22 protein-coding genes are annotated in these 23,037 nt (G+C 63.3%); 9 read left to right on the top strand and 13 right to left on the bottom strand.

Annotation, left to right across the window (positions count from 1 at the left end; translation table 11 throughout):
* Positions 1-36 precede the first annotated feature (36 nt).
* From C8348_RS03345 to C8348_RS03320, 6 genes are all read right to left on the bottom strand, one after another.
* Positions 37-738: a pseudouridine synthase gene (locus C8348_RS03345; RefSeq protein WP_106751848.1), complete on the bottom strand. Its 702-nt coding sequence runs from the start codon at positions 736-738 to the stop codon at positions 37-39.
* A complete protein-coding gene (locus C8348_RS03340) occupies positions 735-1,781 on the bottom strand; it encodes a class I SAM-dependent methyltransferase (protein WP_106751847.1) in 1,047 nt (348 codons plus the stop codon). The genes C8348_RS03345 and C8348_RS03340 overlap by 4 nt, the downstream gene beginning before the upstream one ends.
* A gap of 61 nt (positions 1,782-1,842) precedes the next feature.
* Positions 1,843-2,442, bottom strand: coding sequence for a GDYXXLXY domain-containing protein (locus tag C8348_RS03335; RefSeq protein WP_198646912.1), 600 nt, complete (start codon positions 2,440-2,442; stop codon positions 1,843-1,845).
* A complete protein-coding gene (locus tag C8348_RS03330) occupies positions 2,439-3,782 on the bottom strand; it encodes a DUF2157 domain-containing protein (protein ID WP_106751846.1) in 1,344 nt (447 codons plus the stop codon). The genes C8348_RS03335 and C8348_RS03330 overlap by 4 nt, the downstream gene beginning before the upstream one ends.
* A 71-nt stretch (positions 3,783-3,853) precedes the next feature.
* Complete coding sequence (locus C8348_RS03325) at positions 3,854-5,542, bottom strand: methyl-accepting chemotaxis protein (RefSeq protein WP_106751845.1); 1,689 nt, start codon at positions 5,540-5,542, stop codon at positions 3,854-3,856.
* 226 nt (positions 5,543-5,768) lie between these two features.
* Positions 5,769-7,367 carry a peptide chain release factor 3 gene (locus C8348_RS03320; RefSeq protein WP_106751844.1) on the bottom strand — a complete coding sequence of 533 codons (1,599 nt, stop codon included), beginning with the start codon at positions 7,365-7,367 and terminating at the stop codon, positions 5,769-5,771.
* A gap of 241 nt (positions 7,368-7,608) precedes the next feature.
* Here C8348_RS03320 and C8348_RS03315 point away from each other — a divergent pair, with 241 nt between their 5' ends.
* The gene (locus C8348_RS03315) at positions 7,609-8,166 is read left to right on the top strand and encodes a DUF2585 domain-containing protein (RefSeq protein ID WP_106751843.1); all 558 of its coding nucleotides are present in this window, start codon (positions 7,609-7,611) and stop codon (positions 8,164-8,166) included.
* A gap of 8 nt (positions 8,167-8,174) precedes the next feature.
* Here C8348_RS03315 and C8348_RS03310 read toward each other — a convergent pair whose 3' ends face one another.
* A complete protein-coding gene (locus C8348_RS03310) occupies positions 8,175-9,068 on the bottom strand; it encodes a LysR family transcriptional regulator (protein ID WP_106751842.1) in 894 nt (297 codons plus the stop codon).
* A 70-nt stretch (positions 9,069-9,138) separates the two neighbouring features.
* Here C8348_RS03310 and C8348_RS03305 point away from each other — a divergent pair, with 70 nt between their 5' ends.
* Positions 9,139-9,804, top strand: a complete 666-nt coding sequence (locus C8348_RS03305) for a class I SAM-dependent methyltransferase (RefSeq protein WP_208983510.1) — start codon at positions 9,139-9,141, stop codon at positions 9,802-9,804.
* Positions 9,805-9,955: 151 nt separating this feature from the next.
* Here C8348_RS03305 and C8348_RS03300 read toward each other — a convergent pair whose 3' ends face one another.
* Positions 9,956-10,660 carry a ParA family protein gene (locus C8348_RS03300; protein WP_106751841.1) on the bottom strand — a complete coding sequence of 235 codons (705 nt, stop codon included), beginning with the start codon at positions 10,658-10,660 and terminating at the stop codon, positions 9,956-9,958.
* 352 nt (positions 10,661-11,012) lie between these two features.
* Here C8348_RS03300 and C8348_RS03295 point away from each other — a divergent pair, with 352 nt between their 5' ends.
* A complete protein-coding gene (locus C8348_RS03295) occupies positions 11,013-11,918 on the top strand; it encodes an alpha/beta hydrolase (protein WP_198646911.1) in 906 nt (301 codons plus the stop codon).
* A 71-nt stretch (positions 11,919-11,989) separates the two neighbouring features.
* Here C8348_RS03295 and C8348_RS03290 read toward each other — a convergent pair whose 3' ends face one another.
* The 4 genes from C8348_RS03290 to C8348_RS03275 form a co-directional block, all read right to left on the bottom strand.
* Positions 11,990-13,051 (bottom strand): ABC transporter ATP-binding protein, encoded by a 1,062-nt coding sequence (locus C8348_RS03290; RefSeq protein ID WP_106751840.1) that lies wholly within the window; start codon positions 13,049-13,051, stop codon positions 11,990-11,992.
* Positions 13,051-13,833, bottom strand: a complete 783-nt coding sequence (locus C8348_RS03285; protein ID WP_106751839.1) for an ABC transporter permease — start codon at positions 13,831-13,833, stop codon at positions 13,051-13,053. The genes C8348_RS03290 and C8348_RS03285 overlap by 1 nt, the downstream gene beginning before the upstream one ends.
* A complete protein-coding gene (locus C8348_RS03280; protein WP_106751838.1) occupies positions 13,830-14,702 on the bottom strand; it encodes an ABC transporter permease in 873 nt (290 codons plus the stop codon). The genes C8348_RS03285 and C8348_RS03280 overlap by 4 nt, the downstream gene beginning before the upstream one ends.
* Before the next feature lie 205 nt (positions 14,703-14,907).
* Entirely contained in the window at positions 14,908-16,011 is a 1,104-nt protein-coding gene (locus C8348_RS03275; RefSeq protein WP_106751837.1) for an ABC transporter substrate-binding protein, read from the bottom strand.
* Between the two features lie 491 nt (positions 16,012-16,502).
* Between C8348_RS03275 and C8348_RS03270 the strand changes: the two genes are divergently transcribed.
* The 3 genes from C8348_RS03270 to C8348_RS03260 all read left to right on the top strand — a co-directional run bounded on the left by C8348_RS03270 (position 16,503) and on the right by C8348_RS03260 (position 20,051).
* A complete protein-coding gene (locus C8348_RS03270) occupies positions 16,503-17,639 on the top strand; it encodes a TIGR03364 family FAD-dependent oxidoreductase (protein WP_106751836.1) in 1,137 nt (378 codons plus the stop codon).
* Positions 17,636-18,421, top strand: coding sequence for a phosphonoacetaldehyde hydrolase (gene phnX, locus C8348_RS03265; protein ID WP_106751835.1), 786 nt, complete (start codon positions 17,636-17,638; stop codon positions 18,419-18,421). Before C8348_RS03270 ends, phnX begins: the two co-directional genes overlap by 4 nt.
* A gap of 97 nt (positions 18,422-18,518) precedes the next feature.
* Positions 18,519-20,051, top strand: coding sequence for an alkaline phosphatase family protein (locus tag C8348_RS03260; protein ID WP_106751834.1), 1,533 nt, complete (start codon positions 18,519-18,521; stop codon positions 20,049-20,051).
* Here C8348_RS03260 and C8348_RS21880 read toward each other — a convergent pair.
* Positions 19,997-20,308: a hypothetical protein gene (locus C8348_RS21880; protein ID WP_157950370.1), complete on the bottom strand. Its 312-nt coding sequence runs from the start codon at positions 20,306-20,308 to the stop codon at positions 19,997-19,999. The two genes, C8348_RS03260 and C8348_RS21880, sit on opposite strands and share 55 nt — an antisense overlap.
* Between C8348_RS21880 and C8348_RS03255 the strand changes: the two genes are divergently transcribed.
* From C8348_RS03255 to C8348_RS03245, 3 genes are all read left to right on the top strand, one after another.
* Complete coding sequence (locus C8348_RS03255) at positions 20,307-21,317, top strand: ABC transporter substrate-binding protein (RefSeq protein ID WP_106751833.1); 1,011 nt, start codon at positions 20,307-20,309, stop codon at positions 21,315-21,317. The two genes, C8348_RS21880 and C8348_RS03255, sit on opposite strands and share 2 nt — an antisense overlap.
* Before the next feature lie 86 nt (positions 21,318-21,403).
* Positions 21,404-22,195: an ABC transporter ATP-binding protein gene (locus C8348_RS03250; protein WP_106751832.1), complete on the top strand. Its 792-nt coding sequence runs from the start codon at positions 21,404-21,406 to the stop codon at positions 22,193-22,195.
* Positions 22,192-22,959: an ABC transporter permease gene (locus tag C8348_RS03245; RefSeq protein WP_106751831.1), complete on the top strand. Its 768-nt coding sequence runs from the start codon at positions 22,192-22,194 to the stop codon at positions 22,957-22,959. Before C8348_RS03250 ends, C8348_RS03245 begins: the two co-directional genes overlap by 4 nt.
* Positions 22,960-23,037 lie beyond the last annotated feature (78 nt).

The raw sequence follows: 23,037 nt of genomic DNA, 5'->3' as shown, positions 1-23,037 counted from the left end.
CAACCGCTCAAAATCCGCGCATGAAGGCCCTTCCGCCTACTCCCCGAACACCCTCGCCAGATCGCCAGCATCCAGCAGCCGCCACTTGCCTTCCTCCAGGCCGTCAAGCGTGAGGTTGCCGATCCTGACGCGGGCAAGAGCGTTCACGTGATTGCCGGTGGCAGCGAACATGCGGCGGACCTGATGATAGCGGCCCTCGTGCAGCGTGAGGCGGGCATGTTTCTCGCCGAGCACTTCCAGTTCTGCCGGCTTCAGCGGCTTGTCATCGCTCTCCAGCATCATGCCACCGGAGGCAAACAGTGCGGCCTCGTCGCCTTTCAGCGGCCGGTCCAGCACGGCTTCATACACCTTGGGCACCTCGGCCTTGGGGCTGATGATCCGGTGCAGCAGCGTGCCGTCATCGGTGAAGAGCAGCGCGCCGGAGGTCTCCCGGTCCAGCCGGCCGACGGTGGACAGCACCGGCTTGCGATAGCGGAACCGGTCGGGCAGGAGGTCATAGACCAGCTTGCCCTGATCCTTGGTCGAACAGGTGTAGCCGACCGGCTTGTTCAGCAGCAGCAGCATGCCCTGCGCCGGATCCAGCGGCTCGTCATCGAACAGGATGTCGTCATGCTCGTTGCGAGCATCAGCCTTCAGCGCATTGCCTGCGCGGTCCGTCACCCAGCCATTGCGGATGACCGTCTGGATTTCCTTGCGCGTGCCATAGCCAAGATTGGCCAGAAGCTTCACCAGCCTCATTTGCCGCGGGCCTTGCGCGCATGGATGACCTTGAAGCCGCCTTCATCGGCGACAATGGTCATCTCGGAGAACACCTCGTTGATGACGCCCTCATAGGGCAGATGCCGGTTTGCGACCATCCAGAGGTTGCCACCGGGCTTCAGTCCCTTGGCAGCGGCGCGGATGAAGGCATGGCCAACATCGGTCCGGTCGGCCTTGGTCGCCTGATGGAACGGCGGGTTCATGACGATGAAATCATGCGGCCGGCCAAGTCCCTTGGTGACATCGGCCCAGAAGAACTGCAAGTGACGCGGTGCGGCCTCGGCAGCCAAGTTCTGACGCGCCAGATCCAGCGCGCGCTTCTCCGCCTCATAGAGGTCCAGCGCTGCCACCTTCGGGCACCGGGCCAGCACCCCGGCCGTCAGGACGCCGAAGCCCGCCCCCAGATCCGCCCCGATGCCGGACAGGCCAACGGGCAGCGTGCGCACGAGGAGGTCCGTCGCCGCATCGACATGGTCCCAGGCAAACAGGCCCGGGCGGCTGACAAAGCGGCCATCCAGGATCGGACGCGGCGCATCGCCCTCGGCCCACTCTGCCTGCAGCGAGGCATTCAGCCGCGCATCATCGCGGATCGCCCAGACCACGCGGCACTTGGCCTTGGACTGCTTGCCTTCCAACTCTCCGGCCAGCGCCTCGACATCACTTTCGAACGCCTTGGCGCCTTCGGTGTTGGCGGCACACAGGACAACGCGCCCCCCAGGCGCCACCCGGCGGAAGGCCTCGGCGATCAGGGCACGGGCTTCCTGCTTCTGGCGCGGCGGCAGCAGCAGCACCAGGCCATAGGTCTCGCCGCGAATGTCGGGCTGCGCTTCATAGCCGCCAGCGGCCAGCGCCTCGCGGTCAGGGGCGAAACTCTGCACCAGATCGAGGCGGGACTTGTCGAGCAATCCCAGATCCTTGCCCATGCGGGCACGCAGGAACAGAACGCGCTGCGGCGCGTCCGGCAGGTCGAAGGTGCCATTTTCCAGCGGCAGCAGCAGGGTCTCAAGCACCGGATCGGTCATTGCGGCAGGTCTCTTGGATTGGAGGTTCGGGCGCCCCTCATACAGGTGTCGGCGGTCCGGGTCAAAAGCCGGCGTCGTTCAGGATCTCCCGGCCATCGACGAGCAGCCGCAGGGGAGCCGAACGTCCGGCCCTGTCGAGCGAAACCACAAGGCTGATACGCTCCGGCGCGGTGTTCTCGATGGCGAGCCCTTCCCCCTCGGGAACGAAGAATGCATCGATGCCATAGTCGAGGTTGAGCGCGGTGCCGGGCCGGCGGGTATACTCGGCGGTTCCGGCGATCACTGGTCCCTTGGCCATGCCGGCATCGCGATGAACCGCCACAGGCTGGAACAGGCCTCCTTCATCTGCTGCCAGTTCAACATAGACCGTCTCGCCGGTCCGGATCTCCCGCTCGAGGCCCGGCAGGGCTGGATCCAGCTGCGTGATCGCGAGGTTGATGATCACATAGTCGCCCCGCAGCAGGTCACGCGGATCGACGGGACGCACTTCCAGCCGCACCTCTTGCCCGAGAAGATGCACGCTTGCCCGCTCGGCCAGGGGCAGGCCGATGAGCAGAAGCTGCAGCAGGATGATCAGGCCCCAGCGCAGGTAAGGCGCGGCCAGCAGCGGCCGGATTGCGCCAACCGGTTCGGCCGTTCCGGACTGAGATGGCATCGTCATGCTGCACCTGCCTTCACTGCGTCCCGGCGCGCGGCGGCCTTCAGGCTGCGGGCGGTGACCAGTGCCATGCCGATCAGCACCAGACCGGCCACGAGGAAGAAGACGGCCTGTCCGAGCAGGCTGCCAACCGTTTCAGACAGCAGCCACAGCGCCAGCACCGTAAAGGCGCCGTGGCCGGCCAGCGTCCAGAACGACTGATGCGACACGACGCCGGCCATGGCAATACCAACGGAAACTGCGAGCCCTAGCGCTGCAATCAGGACAACCTGGTGCGGGACAGAGACCACCATCAGCACGCAGACGACAGCACCAGGCACCGCCAGAAGCACCAGAAGCGCCGTCAGGTCCTGCCGGGCCACGGGAATGAGCAGCCCGATCCCGACCAGCATCAATGCCAGCGCCAGACCAACCGGCACGGCAAGATAGACCGACGCCGGCAACGGGTTCGCGCCATCCAGTGCCACAACAAGCGTAATGATTAGAAGCGCCAGAAGGACCAAGAGCGAGGCCTCGCTCGCCGAACGGGCGAGCAGACGCAATCCGCCACCCATACGGGCCAGATGGGCACCCGAACCGCCGCGACGTTCGAGCGCCACAGCCAGCAGGATAATCGCAGCCGGCAAGGCGGAAAGACCGATCGAGAGGACACCCTCCTCGCGTGCGCCCTGCTCTGCCGCCATGAGAAGCCAGCGACCGTAGACAACATAGGCGAACAGGATCACGCCCCAGCGGGACATGCGCGCTGGATAGCGGACGGCATGTGCCCCTAGGGCCAGGACCAGGACGAGGCTCAGCATTCCCTCTGCGAGCCGGAGCGCCGGATGCGCCTCAGCCGCCAAGCACTGCCACGCAATTGCTGCAAGGGCAGCGAAAGCCAGCGTAAGACGTGACTGTCCGAGCCAGGCAGCAGCAAGACTGCCAAGGGTGATCAGCAGGGCGCCGCCGGCCCAGTCCTGCGGCAGGTGATAGATCTGCCCCACCAACGACAGGCCCCCGGTGAAGACAAGCGCCGCGAAGGCCGTGGCCAGATCTGCGATCCCGTGGCGGCCGAGGGCGGCGGCGCGGGCGGCGGCAAGATTGGCCCCGATCACCAACGCGGCAATGCCGAGCAGCCGGACAGCCCGGGGGATACCATCCCAGTTCGCAGCAATGAAGGCAGTGATTGCGAGGGCAACGCAGATGACACCGACGGCTGCCAGCGCCATCGGCAACCGGCTGCGGCCATCGCTCTTTCCGGCCTCGGCGAGGATGTGACCGGCCGCATCCGGGCTGACCCAGCCGCGCGCGATCCAGGTCTCGATGTCAGCCTTCAGCCGGCGCTGGTAGATCTGGTCGAACATGAGCGCCTCCCCGTCTCGCGCCCGACCATAAGACGGTTTGTCGCGCTTGTCAGGTGTCGGCAGCCCAGGCCTCAGGCAACGGCCAGTTGTTTCAGGAACCCATCAACAGCTGATCGCAATGCCTTGCTCTGGTCGGCAACGGCCCTGGACGAAGAGCGCAGTCGATCCGTCGTGGCCATGGTGTCTTCGGTGCTGCTGCGCATGCCGGACATGTCCTGCGCCATCTGTGCCGTCCGGCTCGACGTGACCTGCGCGTTGCTGGCGATTTCCCCTGTCGCTGCGCCCTGTTGCTCGACAGAACGGATGATCGAAGCGGTATGTTGGTCGATCTCCCGCATTGTCCGGGTGATCGCCTCGATGGCCCCGACCGCTTCGCCGGTGGAGGCCTGGATTGCCGAAATCTGCTTGCCGATTTCGTCCGTGGCTTTTGCAGTCTGGCTGGCCAGTTGCTTGACCTCGGACGCAACGACCGCGAAACCCTTGCCCATTTCGCCCGCACGCGCGGCCTCGATCGTCGCATTCAAGGCAAGGAGATTGGTCTGCTCCGCGATCTCCTGGATCAAGGTGACCACCTGGCCGATCCGCCCTGCTGTTGCGGCAAGGCTCTCGATCTTCGAGTTTGTCGCCTCGGCCTGCACCGTCGCCGTGTCCACGACTTTCGCAGTCGTCGCCACCTGCCGGCTGATCTCGGCAATCGAGGCCGACAATTCCTCGGATGCAGCGGCAACAGCCTCCACGTTGCCCGAGGCCTCGACGGCAGCATCCGCCGTCCGGGTCACCGTCTCTGTGTTACGCCGGGCCGTGTGATCCATGGCACTGACATCTTCCCCCAGAAGACGCGAGGCATCCGCCAGAGACGTGAAATAGCTTTCGGTGCTCTGCCGGAACTGTTCTGCGAGGTTGCGCATCATCGCGCTCTTTTCCTGCTGCGCGGCCTGCTCCGAGTTCCGCATCTGCTCTGCAAGAGCGTGTTGTTCGGTCAGCGCTGCGCGGAAACCATTCAGGGCATTTCGCAACTGCCCGAGTTCATCCGTGCTTGTCCAGGAGGGGATCGGGGTGTTGACGTTGCCTGCAGCCAGTGCTTCGGCTGTCCGGGCCAGACTTGCCGCGCGCAGACCGACCCGGCCATTGAGGTAGACCCAGGCGAAGACCGCGACAATCATGGTGACGCCGACAGCGATCATCTGGTGCATGCCGGCCTCAGCCGTCAGTTCACGAACATGCGCATTTGCGGCGTCCATATCGCCACGAATGAGCGCCTGAGCCACGTCCGCATCGGCGAGCAGGGTTTCGAACGCCTGGTCAAACCGCTCATCCGCATCAGTTCCAGCGACATCCTTGCCGATGTTGCGGTATCGGTCCCGTGCCACTTGTTCAAATTCATCGAGCCCGATCAGGACCTTGGCCATCGACTGGCGAACCGGCTCAGAATCTGTTGCCTGAATGAGCCCTTTTTTGCTTGCCCCACCGGACTGAATAGCTTTGGCGTAGAACCGGCTTTCACCGATCAGGCTCCACACATCATTGATGTCCTCGCCCTCGTCGCCCGACATGATCTCCTCGAACAGGAGATGGGCATGGGTGGCGGTCAGCTTGACCTCCATCGCGGCATCTCCAAGCGGAGCTAGGCGTTCGCCCAGTTCAAGCCCTCGCGCGCCGAGGTCGGAGACCGCGTTGTGGGTGATCACGCCCGCGCCGAGGACGACGCAGACAATCAATGCAAAGCTTGCAAGCAGCTTCCGGCCAATTGTCATATTCATGAAATCCCCCGAGGCAATGCACTGTCATCTCGCGCGATGAGCAACCCGGGGTAAATGATTGTACAACATGGTTATCAAAAGATTTATTCTGCGGGAATCCTCTGCGGACGCACCGTAAAAACCGAAAACAAAATCGCAAATATAGTCATAAAATACAGTGCTTATTTATAGGAATGACCGCAGTCATCGACTGCGGCCACGTTGTTGGGCCCAACTGCCGGCAGGATCAATGCGTGTGCACGATCTCGCGCGTCTCGCGGAAGCCGATGTCCGGGTTTTTCTCGCCGATATAGTTCACTTCCCAGTTGCTCTTGAACAGGAACACCGGCTTGTCATCGCGGTCGAGGGCAACGCTCATCCGGTTGGCCTCGATGAACTTCTGCAGCTTCAACGGATCCGCGCACTCGATCCAGCGCGCGGTCGTATAGGGCACGGTCTCGAAGCCGATTTCGGTCGTGTACTCGTTCTTCAGCCGGTCGATCACCACGTCCAGCTGCAGCATGCCGACGACGCCGACAATCCAGTTCGAGCCAAGATCCGGCTTGAAGATCTGCACCAGGCCCTCTTCGGCGAGGTCCTGCAGGCCCTGACGCATCTGCTTGACCCGCATCGTGTCGGACAGGCGGACGCGGCGCAGCACTTCCGGAGCAAAAGCCGGCAGGCCGGTGACGTGAATTTCCTCGCCTTCGGTCAACGTGTCGCCCACGCGCAACTGGCCATGGTTCGGCACGCCGATCACGTCGCCGGGGAAGGCCTCTTCGGCAATTTCGCGCTCCTCGGCAAAGAAGAAGATCGGCGCAGACACGGCGATGGACTTGCCGGCGCGCACATGCTTCAGCCGCATGCCGCGCTTGAACGTGCCCGAGCACAGGCGGACGAAGGCGATGCGGTCGCGGTGCTTGGGGTCCATGTTGGCCTGCACCTTGAACACGAACCCGGTCACATCCGGCTCGTCCGGGGCAATGACACGCCCTCCGGTTGCCGGCTGCGAATGCGGGGCCGGCGCGTGTTCGGCGATGAAATCAAGCAGGTCCTCGACGCCATAGTCGCGAAGGGCCGAACCGAAGAAAACCGGCGTCAGATGCCCTTCCAGGAAGCTTTCGGGGTCGAATGCCGCGTAGCCGGCCTCGCCGAGTTCAACATTTTCGGACAGTTCGGCCAACACCCGGTCAAAGACCGTGTCGACCAGAATCGGATCATCAATGCCGGTCACCGGCTTGGCCTGGGTGTAGGGGCCGCCGCGTTCACCATCGGAGGTGCAGAACAGGTGCTTCTTGCCGTCGTAGACGCCGAAGAAGTCGGATCCCATGCCCACCGGCCAGGTCATCGGCGACACATCCAGCGCCAGCGCTTCCTGGATCTCGTCGAGGATTTCCAGCGCGTGCCGTCCTTCCCGGTCGATCTTGTTGACGAAAGTAATGATCGGGATGTCGCGCAGGCGGCAAACTTCGAACAGTTTGCGCGTCTGGGTTTCGATGCCCTTCGCAGCATCAATGACCATGATCGCAGCATCCACGGCGGTCAGCGTGCGATAGGTGTCCTCGGAAAAGTCCTCGTGACCCGGCGTGTCGAGCAGGTTGTAGATGATGCCACGGCGCTCGAAAGTCATCACCGAGGACGAGACCGAGATCCCGCGTTCCTGTTCGATCTTCATCCAGTCCGAGCGGGCCCGCCGGCGCTCGCCGCGCGCACGCACCTGACCTGCGGCGCGAATGGCACCGCCGGACAGCAGCAGCTTTTCGGTCAGCGTCGTCTTGCCGGCGTCCGGATGCGAGATGATCGCAAAGGTTCGGCGCGCGAGATAGGGCGCAGCGGCCGTGGTCATGCGGTAACTCCTTGGGGCGGATAAGCCCAAAAGCGCGGCCTCTTCCGCCCATGGATAACCATGTCGGAGACCGCTTCGTCGGGTTCGGGTCTGGTGCCAAGGAAATAGTCAGGAAAGCGCGGATTTGCCAGCACAGATTTGCCGCGTTAGAGATGCATAGCCGGGTAGCCTCGCCACGTCCGTCCCTTAGCCAGCCCGCAGCGCCACGTGGGTGGTGTCGTCTCCAGCATCGGTTTGATCCTTGTCCCAACGTCTCATCTGGCTCACCGGCCTTGGCCTGATCGCGCTCACCGCCATCATCTTGCTCGCCATGGGCCGCATTCCGATCTGCGACTGTGGCGAGATCAAGCTCTGGACCCCGGCGTCAGATATCTCGGGCAGTTCCCAGCACATCGCCGACTGGTATACGCCCTCGCATATCATCCACGGCATGATCTTCTACTGGGTCCTGTGGCTGGTGCTGCGTGCCCGCCCGGTCGGGGAACGCGCGCTGATCGCGATCCTCCTGGAGGCCACCTGGGAGATCACGGAAAACAGCCCCTGGATCATCGACCGCTACCGCGAGGCCACGATTGCCGTTGGTTATACCGGCGACAGTGTGCTGAACTCGGTATTCGACATCATCTGGATGCTTGCAGGCTTCGCCTTTGCCGCAAGGATGCCCGTGTGGGTGACGGTGCTGCTGGCAATTGTCTTCGAGCTCGCGGCGCTGTGGGTGATCCGCGACAACCTGACCCTCAATGTCATCATGCTGATCAGCCCGGTCGAGGCGATCAAGGTCTGGCAGGCCGGCGGCTGATCCCGCCCTCAGGGTTGCGCCTCAAGCGCCTTGGCCAGCACGTCGAACACGAGGCGGATGCGCGGGCTGGTGTGAAGTTCCCGATGGGTGACGAGCCAGATCGGGAACTTGACGGAAATCTCGTTTGGCAACACCGGTTCCACATCCGTGAGACCACGCGTGAAGTCGACCGCCATGAAGCCGAAGCCAAGTCCCTTGCGTACCGCCTCCCAGGCAACAGCGCCGTTTGCGGAGTTGAACCGGATATCGCTCTCCGTGGTGCTGATGCCATACATCTCCAAGTATTGCACCATCTCGGCCCGCTTGCCAAAGCCGACAAAGTTCTTCCCGGTCAGTTCCGCCACCGAGCCCGGACGGCCAATCTGGTCGAGATAGCTCCGCGCGGCGTAAAGATGCGCCGTCGCCTCCCGCAAGAGCCGTGCATACAGTTCACTGCCCGTGGGGCGGACATGGCGGATCGCGATGTCGGCCTCGCGCCGTTTCAGGTCACTGATTTCATTCGAGGCAATCACGTCAATTTCCAGCGCCGGTGCGATGGCCTGCAGGTGCCGCAGCACCGGGGGCAAGGCGTAATGGGCAAACATGTCGCTGGCCGAAATGCTGACCGGCCCTGCCAGAGCCTGGGCCTGACCTGAGGCAACAAGGCTGAGGCGCAGGCCCGCCTCTGCCATCGCCCTTGCCGCTTCCAAAACCTCACGGCCCGAGACCGTCAGCGTCAACGAACGGCCGCTGCGCTCGACCAGAACCACCCCCAGATCCGCCTCAAGCGCTGAGATCTGGCGCCCGATTGTCGGCTGGGTCAGGCCGAGCGCCTTCGCGGCCGCCGAGAGCGAGCCGAGATCGGCAACCGCGACGAGGGCACGAGCCTGGTTCCAGTCGAAAGTGAGCTTGGTCCAATTCATGCAACTACGCATACCAATTGTACAAAAAACCGCAATTTCATATTTTTTTGCATGCCGATAAAAAGGACCCATGACCAAGATGAGTTCTGAATTCAACCGTGCCCTGCCGAACCCGGACGTGATCTTCTGGGACCGGATTGCGGAGAAATACGCCCGCGATCCGATCAAGGACATGGCGTCCTACGAATACACGCTTGACCGGACCCGCAGCTATCTGCTGCCCGGCGACAGGGTTCTGGAACTGGGGTGCGGCACGGGCTCGACGGCGCTGTTGCTGGCGCCGTCTGTCGGCCACATCACGGCGACGGACTTCTCGCCGGCGATGATCGACATCGCGCGCCAGAAGCTGAAGCAGCCAGATGCCCCGCAAAACGTGGTCTTTCAGACATCGGGCCCTGACGGAGCGAATTTGCCGGCAGCCCGCTTTGATGCGGTGCTGGCCTTCAACATGCTGCACCTCGTCCATGACATCGATGCAGTGCTGGCACAGGTCGCCAGCAAGCTGCGTCCTGGCGGCATGTTCATTTCGAAGACTGTCTGCCTTGGCGATGCCTCCTTCATTTTTCGCCCGCTGATCGGTGTGATGAAGCTATTCGGCAAGGCGCCGCACGTCAGTTTGTTCCGGCAGGAAGCCTTGGACCGCCAGATTGCTGCGCATGGCTTCCGCATTCTCGAAACCGGCAACTTCCCCAGGAAGCCGCCATCGCATTTCGTCGCCGCCCGTCTCCTCGAGTGATGTCCCTACCCTCAGTCGAGGAGAGATCGCCCCGTAGGTCGGCTGCGAAAGACAGCGAGGCCCGGTCGTTCGCGGCCGGGCCTCGTTTTATATAAGCTCAGGTCCTTGAACTGGCACTGGAGGCGAGATTGCCTCGCCCCCGGGCCTTTGCTCACGAAGCCTTCTTGAACCAGTCGTACCACCGCCGTGCCTGACGCACCTGCACTCGCTCCAGCACTTCAGCTGCGAACAGGGCTGCGTTCTCGCGCGCCTTTTCCAGGTTGGTCACCGTGCGCGGATCGAGATTGGCCAGCCCGCCACCGAACTCGAACATGTCGCGATAGGCGGCGCGCTCGATGATCGGGGTCATCATCACATCGATGCCGCTGACGGCCAGATGATCCTGCACGGCCTTCAGCGCCCGGGTCGTGACTGCGGCATTGGTCCGGGTCAGCACGACACAATGGCGAATATCGTGCCGGACGATCTGCTCAAGCTTGCTGATGAGACGCAGGATCTTTGCCCCGCCCCGCGCGTCCATCGACGAGCCCTGGATCGGCACGACGACAAGATCGGATACGGAGATCGCATTCGCGACCATGAGGTTCTCCGTCCCCTCCAGATCCACGATCACATAGTCGCTTGTCTGTGTGGCCTCGAGCACCTGCTCGGTGATCGTTGCAGGAGACAACTGGCTCTGGACGGAAATGTTGGGATGACGACCGGGCAGATCGGACCAGTTGGAAATCCAGCGCTGCGGATCGGCGTCAAAAATGGTGACAGTTTTCCCCCGTTCGGCGACTTCTGTCGCCAGGAGCAGCGCCGCGGTGGTCTTGCCTGCACCACCTTTGGCGTTTGCGAAGGAAATTACGGGCATCGGTGGGTCTCCTGGATCGGAAGCCGTTGGCCTTCTGCTGGCGGCTTCTCGTCTTCAGAGTTTCAATAGTTCATGGTTAACAAATCGATAACTCGTCTCAAAATGCATTTACCTGTAATAATTTGCGAGCTTTCGGGAGACGCTCTGGCGCCGTTCAGCCGCAAAACTGACAAGGTTCCAGTCAAAGTTTTCCACAAGCGGCAAATCCGGCGCATGGCAGAGTGTAAACAGCGTCTCCGCGGGCCGGTAAATGCTTGAACGTCAGCATTGCGTTTCTCAGCATTTGCACGGCTTGCCGCGCTTGGGTATGTCTGGGGAAACTGCCGCGAACCGGCACACAAGGAACCTTGTCATGCGTGCTCTCCTCTCTGCCGGCTTGCGCGGCGGCCTAGCCGCCCTCACCGGCTTCACGCTCCTGTGCGGGCTCGCCAGCGCCCAGAGCCTGCCGCCTTACAAGGACAGTCTCTTTGCCTATCCACGCCTGATATCCAGCAACGACGATGGCACCTACGAAGTGGTGGAGTACATCAAGGCGCGCGATCTGCATGAGCGCGACAAGGAGCCGGAGCGCGAGGTATGGGGCAACTACGTCTCCTTCCACCCCACATCCAGCCAGGCAGACCTGGAACTCAAGGCGAATGGCCGTGCCGTGAAATACATGGCAACCGGCAAGACGGAGGGCGGCGCCTCGATCGTCGTCATCTACGTGCATGGCCAGGGCGGCAACCGCTTCCAGGGCATGAACGACCTGACCTTCGGCGGCAATTTCAACCGCATCAAGAACCTGATGTCCCGCAATGGCGGCGTGTACATCTCCGCCGGCTTTACCGACTTCGGGACCAAGGGCACTGAGGATGTCGCAGCTATCATCGACGCCTACAGGGCCAGTTCGCCCCGCGCCAGGACGTTTGTGGCCTGCGGATCCATGGGCAGCATCCTGTGCTGGAACCTCCTCAAGGATCCGGTCCAGGCGCGCAAGCTGTCCGGCGTGCTGCTGTTCGGCGCCTCGAAGGACGACGCCTTCCTGAAGTCCGCCACCTTGCGCAAGGCGGAGAACAATGTCCCCCTCTACATGGGCCACGGCAGCTGGGACAATGTCTATGACTGGGAGAAGCAGGTCGCCTTCTACGAGCAGATCCGCAAGGCAGCCCCCGGTTACCCGGTCCGCTTCACCCTGTTCGACACCGGCACCCACGGCACCCCGATCCGCATGACCGACTGGCGCCTGATCCTCAACTGGATGCTGTCACGGGGCTAAGTTCGTCACCCCTTGTCAGAACAACGCCGGCCAACTGGCCGGCGTCGTCTTTCAAGCAAGCGGGAAAGCACTCACCCCTGCAGGACGATGAGGTCCTTCGGCGACAGGGACACCTCGATGGCGGCGCCGACGGCTGGCGGCGGCATGTCGGAGCGGTTGAAGGTATCAAGCGACAGGGACGAACCGGCAACAGCCACCTTGAGGCGAATGACCGATCCCATGAAATGCACATCCTCGATGCTGCCGGGCAGCACGATGTCGCTGTCGGCTCCGCGTCCGAGCTGCACCGCTTCCGGGCGCAAGGCGACGGTCAGCCGTTCGCCGGACTTGGCCTGCAACCCGCCTTCCGGCAGTGTCAGGTCGACACCGGCCATGGTCAGGGTGCCGGCGTCGGCATCGCGCACTGTCGCATCCAGCGTGTTCAGCGTTCCGACAAAATTGGCGACGAAGCGGGTTCGCGGCCGGTTGTAGACCTCATGCGGATTGCCGACCTGCTCGGCTACGCCGCCATACATGACGACGATACGGTCCGACATGGACAGCGCTTCTTCCTGGTCATGCGTCACGAAGATGGTCGTGATGCCGAGTTCGCGCTGGATTTCGCGGATCTCGGTGCGCAGGCTGACGCGGATCTTGGCGTCGAGCGCCGACAGAGGCTCATCGAGAAGCAGCACGCGCGGGCTCGGAGCGAGGGCACGGGCCAGTGCGACGCGCTGCTGCTGCCCGCCGGAGAGCTGGAACGGGAACCGATTTCCCAGTTCCGGCAAACCGATCAGCTTGAGCATCTCACGCACCCGCGTATCGATGTCGGCCCGACCCATGCCCTTGATCTTGAGGCCAAAGGCGACGTTCTGCGCTACGGTCATGTTCGGGAACAGCGCATAGGCCTGAAACACCATGCCGATGTTGCGTCCATTCGGCTTCACCCGCGTCACATCCTGGCCGTCGATGACAATCGACCCGGACGTCGGTATTTCGAAGCCGGCGACCATGCGCAGCACGGTGGTCTTGCCGCAGCCGGATGGCCCCAGAAGCGAGATGAACTCGCCGCGGCCAACCGAAAGGTTGAAGTCCTGCACGACAGTGGTCGGGCCAAAGGACTTCTTGAGGTTTTTCAGCTCCAGATAAGCCATCAGCGTTGCACCTGTATGTGTTTGGAGAAGCGGGTCGCAAGCTGGATCAGGGCCATGCAGGCCCAGGTGATACCAAAGGCAATCACGGCCAGCGCCGCCGGTTCATAGGCGCGATTTGCGCCGAGCAATTGCATGAAGGGTCCGAAGGCCGGCCGGTCGAGCAGCGCCGCCATGGTGAACTCGCCGATGACGATGGCGAAGGTCAGGAAGGCGCCGGAAAGCACCGCGACAAGCACGTTGGGAAGGATCACCCGGGTCAGGATCGTCACCCAGCCCGCACCAAGGCTCAGAGCTGCCTCTGTGAGTGTCGCAACGTCAATGGTCCGCAGCCCCGTGTCCACGGCGCGGTACATATACGGCAGCGACAGGGTGACATAGCCGAACATCAGGAGAATGTTGGTGCCGGTCGTCGACCCGGTCAGCGGCAGCCAGGACGATGTGTTGTAGAGGCGGATGTAGCCGAAGACGATGACAATCGCAGGGATGACCAGCGGCAGCAGCGTGATGAACTCGATCCAGGGTCTTGCTGCAGGCAAGCGCAGCCGCACCCAGTAGGCCGTCGGAACCACCAGGACCATGCCGACGACAATCGTCGCCAGCGCCATCAGCACCGAATACGAAAAGGTCAGCTGGAACCGTTCATCCACCAGCACGACGCGGTAGGCCTCGAAGGAATAGCCCTCGCGCAGCATTCGCATCGAGAACTCGGTCATGCCGACAAGCGGCAGCGCGAAGAAGACGCAGCCCAGCAACAGGGCGCTCCAGGCGAGAAGACGGGTCACTTCAGCCACCTTTCACTGCGCACTCGCAGCCAGATGTAGAGCCCGTTGGCAAGGGCGGTGATGACGATCATGCCAAAGGCCAGCGCATAGCCGAGATGCGGATTGCCGAGCACGTCGCCACGGATCTGCGCATAGAGCTTGATGGGAACGATGTTCAGTTGCGGTCCGGTCAGGGCGAAGGCCGTGGCAATGGCACCGAAAGAATTGGCAAACAGCAGCGCGAAGGTGCCAAGCAGCGCCGGGAACAGGATCGGCAGGGCCACCATGCGCCAGTATTGCGAGGCCGAAGCCCCCAGAATTTCCGCAGCTTCCCGCCACTCGCGTTTCAGGCCATCGAGCGCGGGGGCGATCATCAGGATCATCAGCGGGATCTGGAAGAAGAGATAGACAACGACCAGCCCCCAGAAGGACAACAGGTTGAAGCCCATGGCGCGCAGGTTGATGCCGAATTCGTTGCGCAGCCAGATGGTCACGAGGCCAACCGGCCCGAGCGTTGCCAGGAAGGCAAAGGCCAGCGGAACACCGGCGAAATTTGAAGCGACCCCGGAAAAGGTCATCAGGCCGCTTCGCACCTTGCCGGGCAACTTGCCGAGGATCACCGCCGCCGCCATCGCAAAGCCGATCAGGCAGCCCAGGAAGGCCGTGATCAGGCTGAGCTGGATCGAGACCCAGTAGGAGGAGACGATGGACTCGGTGTTGAGGCCATAGATGTTGTCGAGGGTGAAATTGCCGTCCGGCGTCTGGAATGCTCCGACCACGATCTTCATCGTCGGCAGGATCAGGAACAGCAGCGCGAACAGCGCGAAGGGAAGCAGGCCCAACCAGTTGAGGTTGAGACGGCTGAGTGGACCCGGTCTGGGTTCTGGCATCGGGCGAAGCCCCTCTCGTCCGGTGGCCGGTCACGGTTGCATCCGCCCCTGGATGCCCCGCCCGGTCTTGGTCAGTCTGGCCGTTTGCCGGCTTCTGGTGTGCCGCAGTGGGCGACGAAACGGACCTTGGAGGTCACTTATCCATCGCAGGCGGTCAAGACGGAAGAGCCGGGGAGGCCCCGGCTCTTCGCAGTATCAGGCGTGCTTACTGCACGTTGGCGCCGACGACCTTGTCCCAACCGGAAACAACAGCTTCCTTGTTGGCATTCTGCTCTTCGATGGTCGGGAAGTAGGCCTTCTCATACGGCTCGGCCGGCGGAAGGGCCTTCAGCAGTTCGTCGGAGATCTTGCCTTCAGCGACCATCTTGTTGAAGCGCGCGGTGTGGCAGTAGCCCTTGACGTAACCGTTCTGGCCTTCGTCGGAGAAGATGTGCTCCATCCAGAGCTTGGCAGCATTCGGATGCGGTGCATAGGCGCTGATGGCCTGGACGTAGACGCCAGCCAGGGTGCCCTTGGTCGGGACGGTCACTTCCACCGGCGGGTTGCCCTTCAGGCTGTCACGTGCGGACAGGGCGTTGTAGTCCCACATTACCATGATCGGCGTGGTGCCCTGGGCGAGCGTGCCAGCCTTGCCGATGACGGGCACGAAATTGCCCTTCTCGTTCAGTTCCTTGAAGAACTGCAGGCCAGCAGCACCGGACTCGGTGCCAGCCTTGGCGCCAGCAGCCATGCCGGCGGACAGGACACCCAGGATGGCCTGGTTCGAGGCGCGCGGGTCACCGGCGAGCGCGACCTGGCCAGCGTATTCCGGCTTCAGCAGGTCTTCCCACTCCTTCGGCGGGTTCTGCACGAGATCCTTGTTGGAAACAAAGGACATCACGCCGTAGTAGGCGCCGTAGAAATGGCCCTCGGCATCCTTGACCGCATCCGGGATTTCGTCCCACACCGAGACCTTGTAAGGCTGGATCAAGCCTTCACCCTTGGCCTGCGGGCCAAAAGCCAGACCGACGTCGATGACGTCCGGAGCCTGCGGGCCGGTGTTGCCCTTGTTGGCGCGAATTGCTTCCAGTTCGTCGGCAGAGCCGGCATCCGGATTCAGTTCGTTGACGGTCAGGAACGGGTACTTTTCCTTGAAGGAAGCAATGATGCCGCCATAACCGCACCAGTCATGCGGCAGGGCGATGGTGGTGAGCATGCCTTCCTTCTTGGCACCTTCGATGAGTTCTTCCATCGACTGCGCAGAAGCGGCTGTGGCGCTGAACAGAACAGCGAGGCTCGTCGTCGCTGCCAAAATCGTCTTGATGTTCATGCACTTCTCCTGGGTTACCCGATACGCGTGAATCGGTTCCTTGCAAAAATTCCCACGCACCCCCTCGCAACAGGTGATGCGGCCTCCCGGAATTTAGGCCGACGCATGTGGTCGACCGGGCGAACCGGTTCCCTGGCCGCAGGTCGGCTTCGGCCTCTCGAGCATAGCTGTGCTGCCCGCTGCCGAACCCCGATCACGACGAACTTTGAAAGCGATCCTCATCGCCCTCGATAAAACAGGCGGCCTGGTCCCGACCTCTCACCACGCAGGATACGCGATGCAAAGTCCTTGCCCAGCCCCTGCCCTGCGCCATTATCCGATACAGATGACACTTCGACTGCTTTTTTATGACAGTTTCATGAAGGGGTGCTATCCCTAAAAGTTCCATCGCATAAACGTCATAATAGCGTCATCCTGCGTCAAGCATAGACAGAATGGCTCGGTATTATGACAGCCGAATATGACATTTCCCCCTTCCCTAAGGACACCCTTTGACCAAGTTCGATGTAGCGATCGTGGGCGGCGGTATCGTCGGCCTTGCCCATGCTCTTGCAGCCGCACGGCGCGGCAAGTCCGTCATTGTTCTCGATCGTGACGCGCAGGCCAATGGCGCATCGATCCGCAACTTCGGCTTCGTCACCGTGACCGGCCAAGAAGCGGGTGACTGCTGGCAGATGGCGCGGCGCGCGCGTGATGTCTGGTCGGAAGTCACGGAGGCGGCAGGCATCCCCGTCCTGCAACGCGGCATGGTCATGACGGCTCGTCGCCCGGAAGCCGAGGCGGTGATCGATGCGTTCCTGAGTACCGACATGGGCGCGCAGTGCCGCCGCCTGACCTTGGCGGAGGCAGCCGACCTTGTCCCGGCCCTGCGGCAGGACCGCCTGTCCGGCGTCCTCTATTCGCCACATGAACTCAGGGTCGAGAGCCGGGAGGCGCTGCCGCGCCTGGCGGCCTGGCTTTCGGACGTCCATGGCGTGACGTTTCACTGGTCAACGTCTGTCACCCGCATCAATGCCCCGAAGCTGGAGACATCACGTGGCGAGGTGATGGCCGAAACGGTCATCGTCTGTCCCGGCGACGATTTCATCTCGCTCTTCCGGGACCGGATCACCGCCTATCAGCCGCTCCGCTGCAAGCTGCAGATGCTGCGCGTCGCGCCGGCCCGGCCTGTCGCCCTCCAGACCCCGGTCATGTCCGATCTCGGCCTTGCCCGCTACAGGGGCTATGCCGACCTGCCGGAGGCGGCCGCCCTCAAGGCGCGGCTCGACGCTGAACAATCAGCGCATCGCGCCCATGGCGTGCATCTGATCGTGGTGCAGTCCGCCGATGGCTCGCTTGTGGTCGGCGACAGCCACCACTACGCGCCGACGCCCGATCCCTTCGCCCCCGTCGACGTCCGCGACCTGATCCTCGACGAGATGGACCAGGTGCTGGATCTGCCCGGCCGCACCATCCAGGAGCACTGGATCGGCACCTATGCGAGCGCCGACGACCGCTGGCGCTTTACGGACGCACCGGATGACGCCACCCGCATCGTCGTCGTCACCGCCGGCTGCGGCGCCTCCACAGCCTTCGCCATCGGCGAGGAAACCATCGCTTCCCTTTTCGGACAGGAAATCATCGCATGAGCAAGTTCAAGGCAGTCGTGTTCGACTGGGCCGGCACCGTCATCGACTTCGGCTCCTTCGCCCCGATGGGCGTTTTCGTGAAAGCCTTCGCCCGCTTCGGCGTCGAGGCGACCATTGCCGAGGCCCGCGCGCCGATGGGCATGGCCAAGTGGGATCACATCAAGGCGATGATGACGGCACCCGCGCTTGCCGAGCGCTGGAAGGCCGCGCATGGGGCATACCCGACCGACGCCGACGTCGACCGGGTCTACGAGGTCTTCGTGCCGATGAACGAGGACGTCGTGGCCGAGTTCGCCACGCTGGTCCCCGGCGCGAAGGAGGCCATCGACAGCCTGCGCGCACGCGGCCTGAAGATCGGCTCCACCACCGGCTACACCCGCTCGATCATGAACCGGGTGCTGCCGGTTGCCGCCGCCCAGGGCTATGCGCCAGACAATCTGATCTGCGCTGACGAGGTCAAGGAAGGCCGCCCGAGCCCGCTCGGCATGTACCAGTGCTTCATTGATCTTGGCGTGCATCCGGCCGCGGCCGTGATCAAGGTCGACGACACCGAGCCGGGCATCGGCGAAGGCGTTGCGGCGGGCTGCCTTACCGTCGGCGTCACCCTGTCGGGCAACATCGCCGGCCGCACGCCGGAAGAACTGGCGGCGCTCTCCCCGGCCGAGATCGATGCCATCCGGGCCGAGGCCGGGGCGCGTCTCAAGGCCGCCGGCGCCGATTATCTCATTGACACGGTGGCTGATCTTCCGGCCTTGATCGAGCGTCTCGAAGCCGGCATTTAACCGTTAGGCGCAGTCACGGCCACCCGGTACGCCCGGCCCTTCGAGGAACTTCAGGGCGTGATGCAGCCGCATCGCGCCCTGGCACAAAGGGACGGAAATGAAGCCGAATGTTCTCCTGATCACCGCCGACCAGTGGCGCGGCGCGGCCCTTGGCTGTGCCGGTCACGGTGAAGTCAAGACGCCGAATGTGGATGCCCTTGCCCGCGAAGGCGTGCTGTTCCGCCAGCATTTCGCCGGCGCTGCTCCCTGTTCTCCGGCGCGTGCGTGCCTCTACACCGGCCTTGCCCAGATGAACAACCGGGTGACCCGCAATGGCACCCCGATGGACGACCGGCTCGACAACATTGCCCGGCTCGCCCGCCGTGCCGGCTATGATCCGACCCTGTTCGGCTACACCGACGTCTCGCCCGATCCCCGCACCCGGGACAGCCATGATCCCGACCTGACCACCTATGAAGGTGTGCTGCCGGGCTTCACGACCCGTGTGCTGCTGCCCGAGCATGAGAAGGCCTGGCTGTCCTGGCTGCGCGAGCGCGGCCACCGGATTGACGATCCGTCGACGATCCATGTTCCGGTCGGCCATGTGCCGGGCACCGTCACCCGCGATGCCCCCGCCTACAGCGCCGACGAGACCCAGACCGCCTTCCTCACGGGAGAATTCCTGCGCTGGCTGTCGGAGCGTGAGGGCGAGCGGCCGTGGTTTGCCCATATCTCGTTTCTGCGCCCGCACCCGCCCTTCGTGGTGCCCGCCCCCTACAACACCATGTACGAGGCGCGCACTGATGGCTTCCTGCGGCCTGGCACCCGTGCGGAACAGGCAGATGTCCATCCTTATGTTGCCGCTGAACTTGCCCGCGTTGGGGCCGGGCATTTCCTCGCCGGCGCGAGCGGCGGCACCGAGCAGTGGTCGGCAGAGGATCACGGCCTTATCCGTGCCATCTATCACGGCATGATCAGCGAGGTGGATACCCAGCTTGGCCGTCTGTTCGACGGGCTGAAGGCTGCCGGCAGCTTCGACAACACGCTGATCATCCTCACCTCCGACCATGCCGAGCTGATGGGCGACCATTGGGGCTTCGGCAAGGGCGGCTTCTACGACCAGAGCTATCATATTCCACTGGTGGTCAAGCTGCCCGATGCCGACGGGGCACGAGGTGAGACCGTGACCGCCTTTACCAGCGCTTGCGACATCTTCCCGACGCTGGCCGACTATCTGGGCGTAACGCCGCTGACCGGGCCGGATGGCCAGTCCCTGCGGCCCTTCCTTGAAGGCCGGGCGCCGGAACGCTGGCGCGACGCGGTGGTGTGGGAGTTCGACTTCCGCGACATCAAGTCCGGCCGGCAGGAAAGCCATTTTGGCCTGCCGTCGCGTGCGCTGTCGCTGGCTGTCCTGCGCGATGAGCGGTTCAAATACGTCCATTTCGCCGGTGGTCTGCCACCTCTGCTGTTCGACATGGTCAATGACCCGGGCGAACTCAGGAACCTGGCGGACGACCCTGCCTGGCAGGCCGTGCGGCTGGCCTGTGCCGAGCGCCTGCTGGACTGGCGCACGCAGCACCTCGACCAAACGCTCGCCTACACCGAACTGACCGCATCGGGACCTGTCTCACGGCCGTTCAGCGACGATTGATCCGGTTCCCAGCCCCTGCCCTGCACGAATTTTTCGCGCTCCGCAGGGGCGCGATCGTCGGCAAGCCACCCCGTTTCGGCCAGAACTGCTTGGCGACGCACCTCCAACGCCTTGGTTTCTTTTATCTTTTGGTGCGCTGTGTGCAATGCATGCAGTGTACTGCACAATAATTGCGCAGCAATTTTTCCTGCTTGCCGGTTGTGCAGATCAGCGTCACTCTGCTGTGAAACCTCATAAAAACCAGAGGGGAACAGCATGCGGCGTCTTTTTGGACTGGCGATGGGCCTGGCGCTTTCGGCGTCATCGGCCTTTGCTGCCACTGAAATCAAGTTCACACTCGACTGGAAGTTCGAGGGCCCTGCTGCCCCGTTCTTCATCGCGCTCGACAAGGGCTACTTCGCAGCCGAAGGGCTGGAGGTGACCATCGACACCGGCGCCGGCTCGCGCGAGTCGATCCCGCGGGTGGCGACCGGCGCCTACCAGATGGGCTTTGGCGACATCAATTCGCTGATCCAGCTGATGGACAAGCAGCCCGACCTCAAGGTCAAGGCGGTGATGATGGCCTATGAGCGGCCGCCGATCGCCGTCATCGGGCGCAAGAGCCTTGGCATCACCGACGATCCGAAGTCGCTGGAAGGCAAGAAGCTTGGTGCACCTCCCCCGGATGCCGCCTTCGGCCAGTGGCCGGCCTTTGCCAAGGTCACCGGTCTCGACACCTCGAAGATCACCATCGAGAACGTCGGCTTCCCCGTGCGCGAGCCGATGCTCGCCCAGGGCCAGGTCGATGCGATCTTCGGCTTCTCCTTCTCCTCGGTGATCAACCTCAAGGCACAGGGCGTGCCGGAGGATGACATCGCGTTGATCATGATGGCCGAGAAGGGTCTCGACCTCTACGGCAACGTCGTCATGGTCAACACCGACTTCGCCGCCGCCAACCCGGAGGCCGTCAAGGGCTTCGTCAAGGCGCTGACCAAGGGCTATCTCGACGCGATCGCCGATCCGGCAGCCGCCGTCCCGCATGTGATGAAGCGCAACGAGGTGCTGAACGAGGCCGTCGAGATCGAACGCCTCAAGATGGCGGTCGACCAGTCCATCGCCACTCCGGCGGTGAAAGCCAACGGCTTCGGCGGCGTCGACATGGCCAAACTCACCAAGTCGATGGAATACCTCCAGACCTCGATGGGTGTCAGCGCCACGCCGCCAGCCGCCGAGAAGGTGTTCGATCCGGCCTATCTGCCGCCGGCCGCCGAGCGCGCCGTCAAGTAACCGGTTCATGACTTCCTACCCTCCCGGAGTGCCTAAGGGCGCCGGGAGGGGCTTTTTGAGTTCAAGAAGATCCGACCGGAGGGGCAGTGACCGGATTTGTCGATTTGCGCGGCGTGCGGCTCACCTATGGCGGCACGGCTGACGGTACCCTCGCCCTCGATGGCCTGACGATGGCCGTCAACAAGGGCGAATTTGCTGCCGTGGTCGGCCCGTCCGGCTGTGGCAAGTCCACCCTGATGAAGCTGGCGACGGGGCTCATGCGCCCCCAGGCCGGCACGGTCGAGGTGGCGGGCAAGGAAGTGGCCGGCCCGGTGTCCATCGCCGGCATGGCGTTCCAGAACCCTTCCATGCTGCCCTGGCGCACGACGCTCGACAACGTCATGCTGCCGCTTGAGATCGTTCAGCCGCATCGCAGCCGCCTGAAGCGCGAGCGCGAGGCCTATCTGAAAAAGGCGGAAGATCTTCTCGCCCTGGTCGGGCTCAAGGGCTTCGGCCAGAAGTTCCCCTGGCAGCTCTCCGGCGGCATGCAGCAGCGCGCCAACCTCTGCCGCGCCCTGGTGCATGACCCGGCCCTCCTGATGCTGGACGAGCCCTTCGGCGCGCTCGATGCCTTCACCCGCGAGGAACTGTGGCAAGTCATGCGTGACCTGCATGCGGAAAAGGGCTTCACCACCATCCTCGTCACCCATGACCTGCGCGAAGCCGTCTATCTCGCCGACCGTATCTTCGTCATGAGCGCCCGGCCCGGCAAGGTGATCATGGAACGGCACATCGACTTCCCCCGCCCGCGCCCGATCGACCTGACCTATGAAGCGGGCTTCAACGACATCGTGCACGAGCTGCGCGGTTACATTGCCGAAGCGAGGGCTGCCGCATGAGTGACCGCTGGATCAAGGCTGCCCCGTTCCTCTGGACCTTCGGCCTCTTCGCGGTCTGGGAACTGGCCGTCGCCGCCCTCAAGCTGCCGGTCTACATTCTTCCGGCCCCGTCCGACATCGCTGTTGCGACCTACCAATATTGGCCGGCGATCTGGAAGAACGCGCTGCAGACGCTGTTCACCACCGTCCTCGGCTTTGCCATGGCGGTCGTCGGCGGCCTGCTGCTGGGTCTGGCCGTCGGCTGGAGCCGTGCCATCTACGCCGGGCTCTATCCGTTGATGATCGGCTTCAACTCGGTCCCGAAGGTGGCCGTGGTGCCGATCCTCGTCATCTGGTTCGGCATTGGCACCATTCCCGCAGTGCTTACCGCTTTCCTGATCGCCTTCTTCCCGATCGTGGTGAATGTGGCCACCGGCCTTGCCACCATCGAGCCGGAAATGGAGGACGTGCTGCGGGCACTGGGGGCAAAGAAGCTCGACATCATGCTCAAGGTCGGCATTCCCCGCTCGATGCCCTATTTCTTCGGCTCGCTGAAGATCGCCATCACGCTCGCCTTCGTCGGCTCGGTGATCTCGGAGAACGTCGCCGCCAACTCCGGCCTCGGTCACATGATGCTGGCGGCGCAGTCGCAGTTCAACGTGCCGCTGGTCTGGGCCGGCCTCGTCGCACTCGCGGTCCTCGGCATCGTCATGTATGCGCTGATGGCACTCCTGGAAATGCGCATGACCGGCTGGGCCCACCGCTCGGGCCAGAACCGGGCGTAGGACCGCCTCAGTCCAGAACTGAGGCAAGCCCCCTGCCCCCTTGCGGCCGTGCAATCTCATGAGCGGTCAGACGGTGTC

Source organism: Pannonibacter carbonis, assembly GCF_003012935.1.
Classification (GTDB): Bacteria; Pseudomonadota; Alphaproteobacteria; order Rhizobiales; family Stappiaceae; genus Pannonibacter; species Pannonibacter carbonis.
Note: the sequence above shows the minus strand (reverse complement) of the source record. Positions and strands in the feature narration are given on the sequence as shown.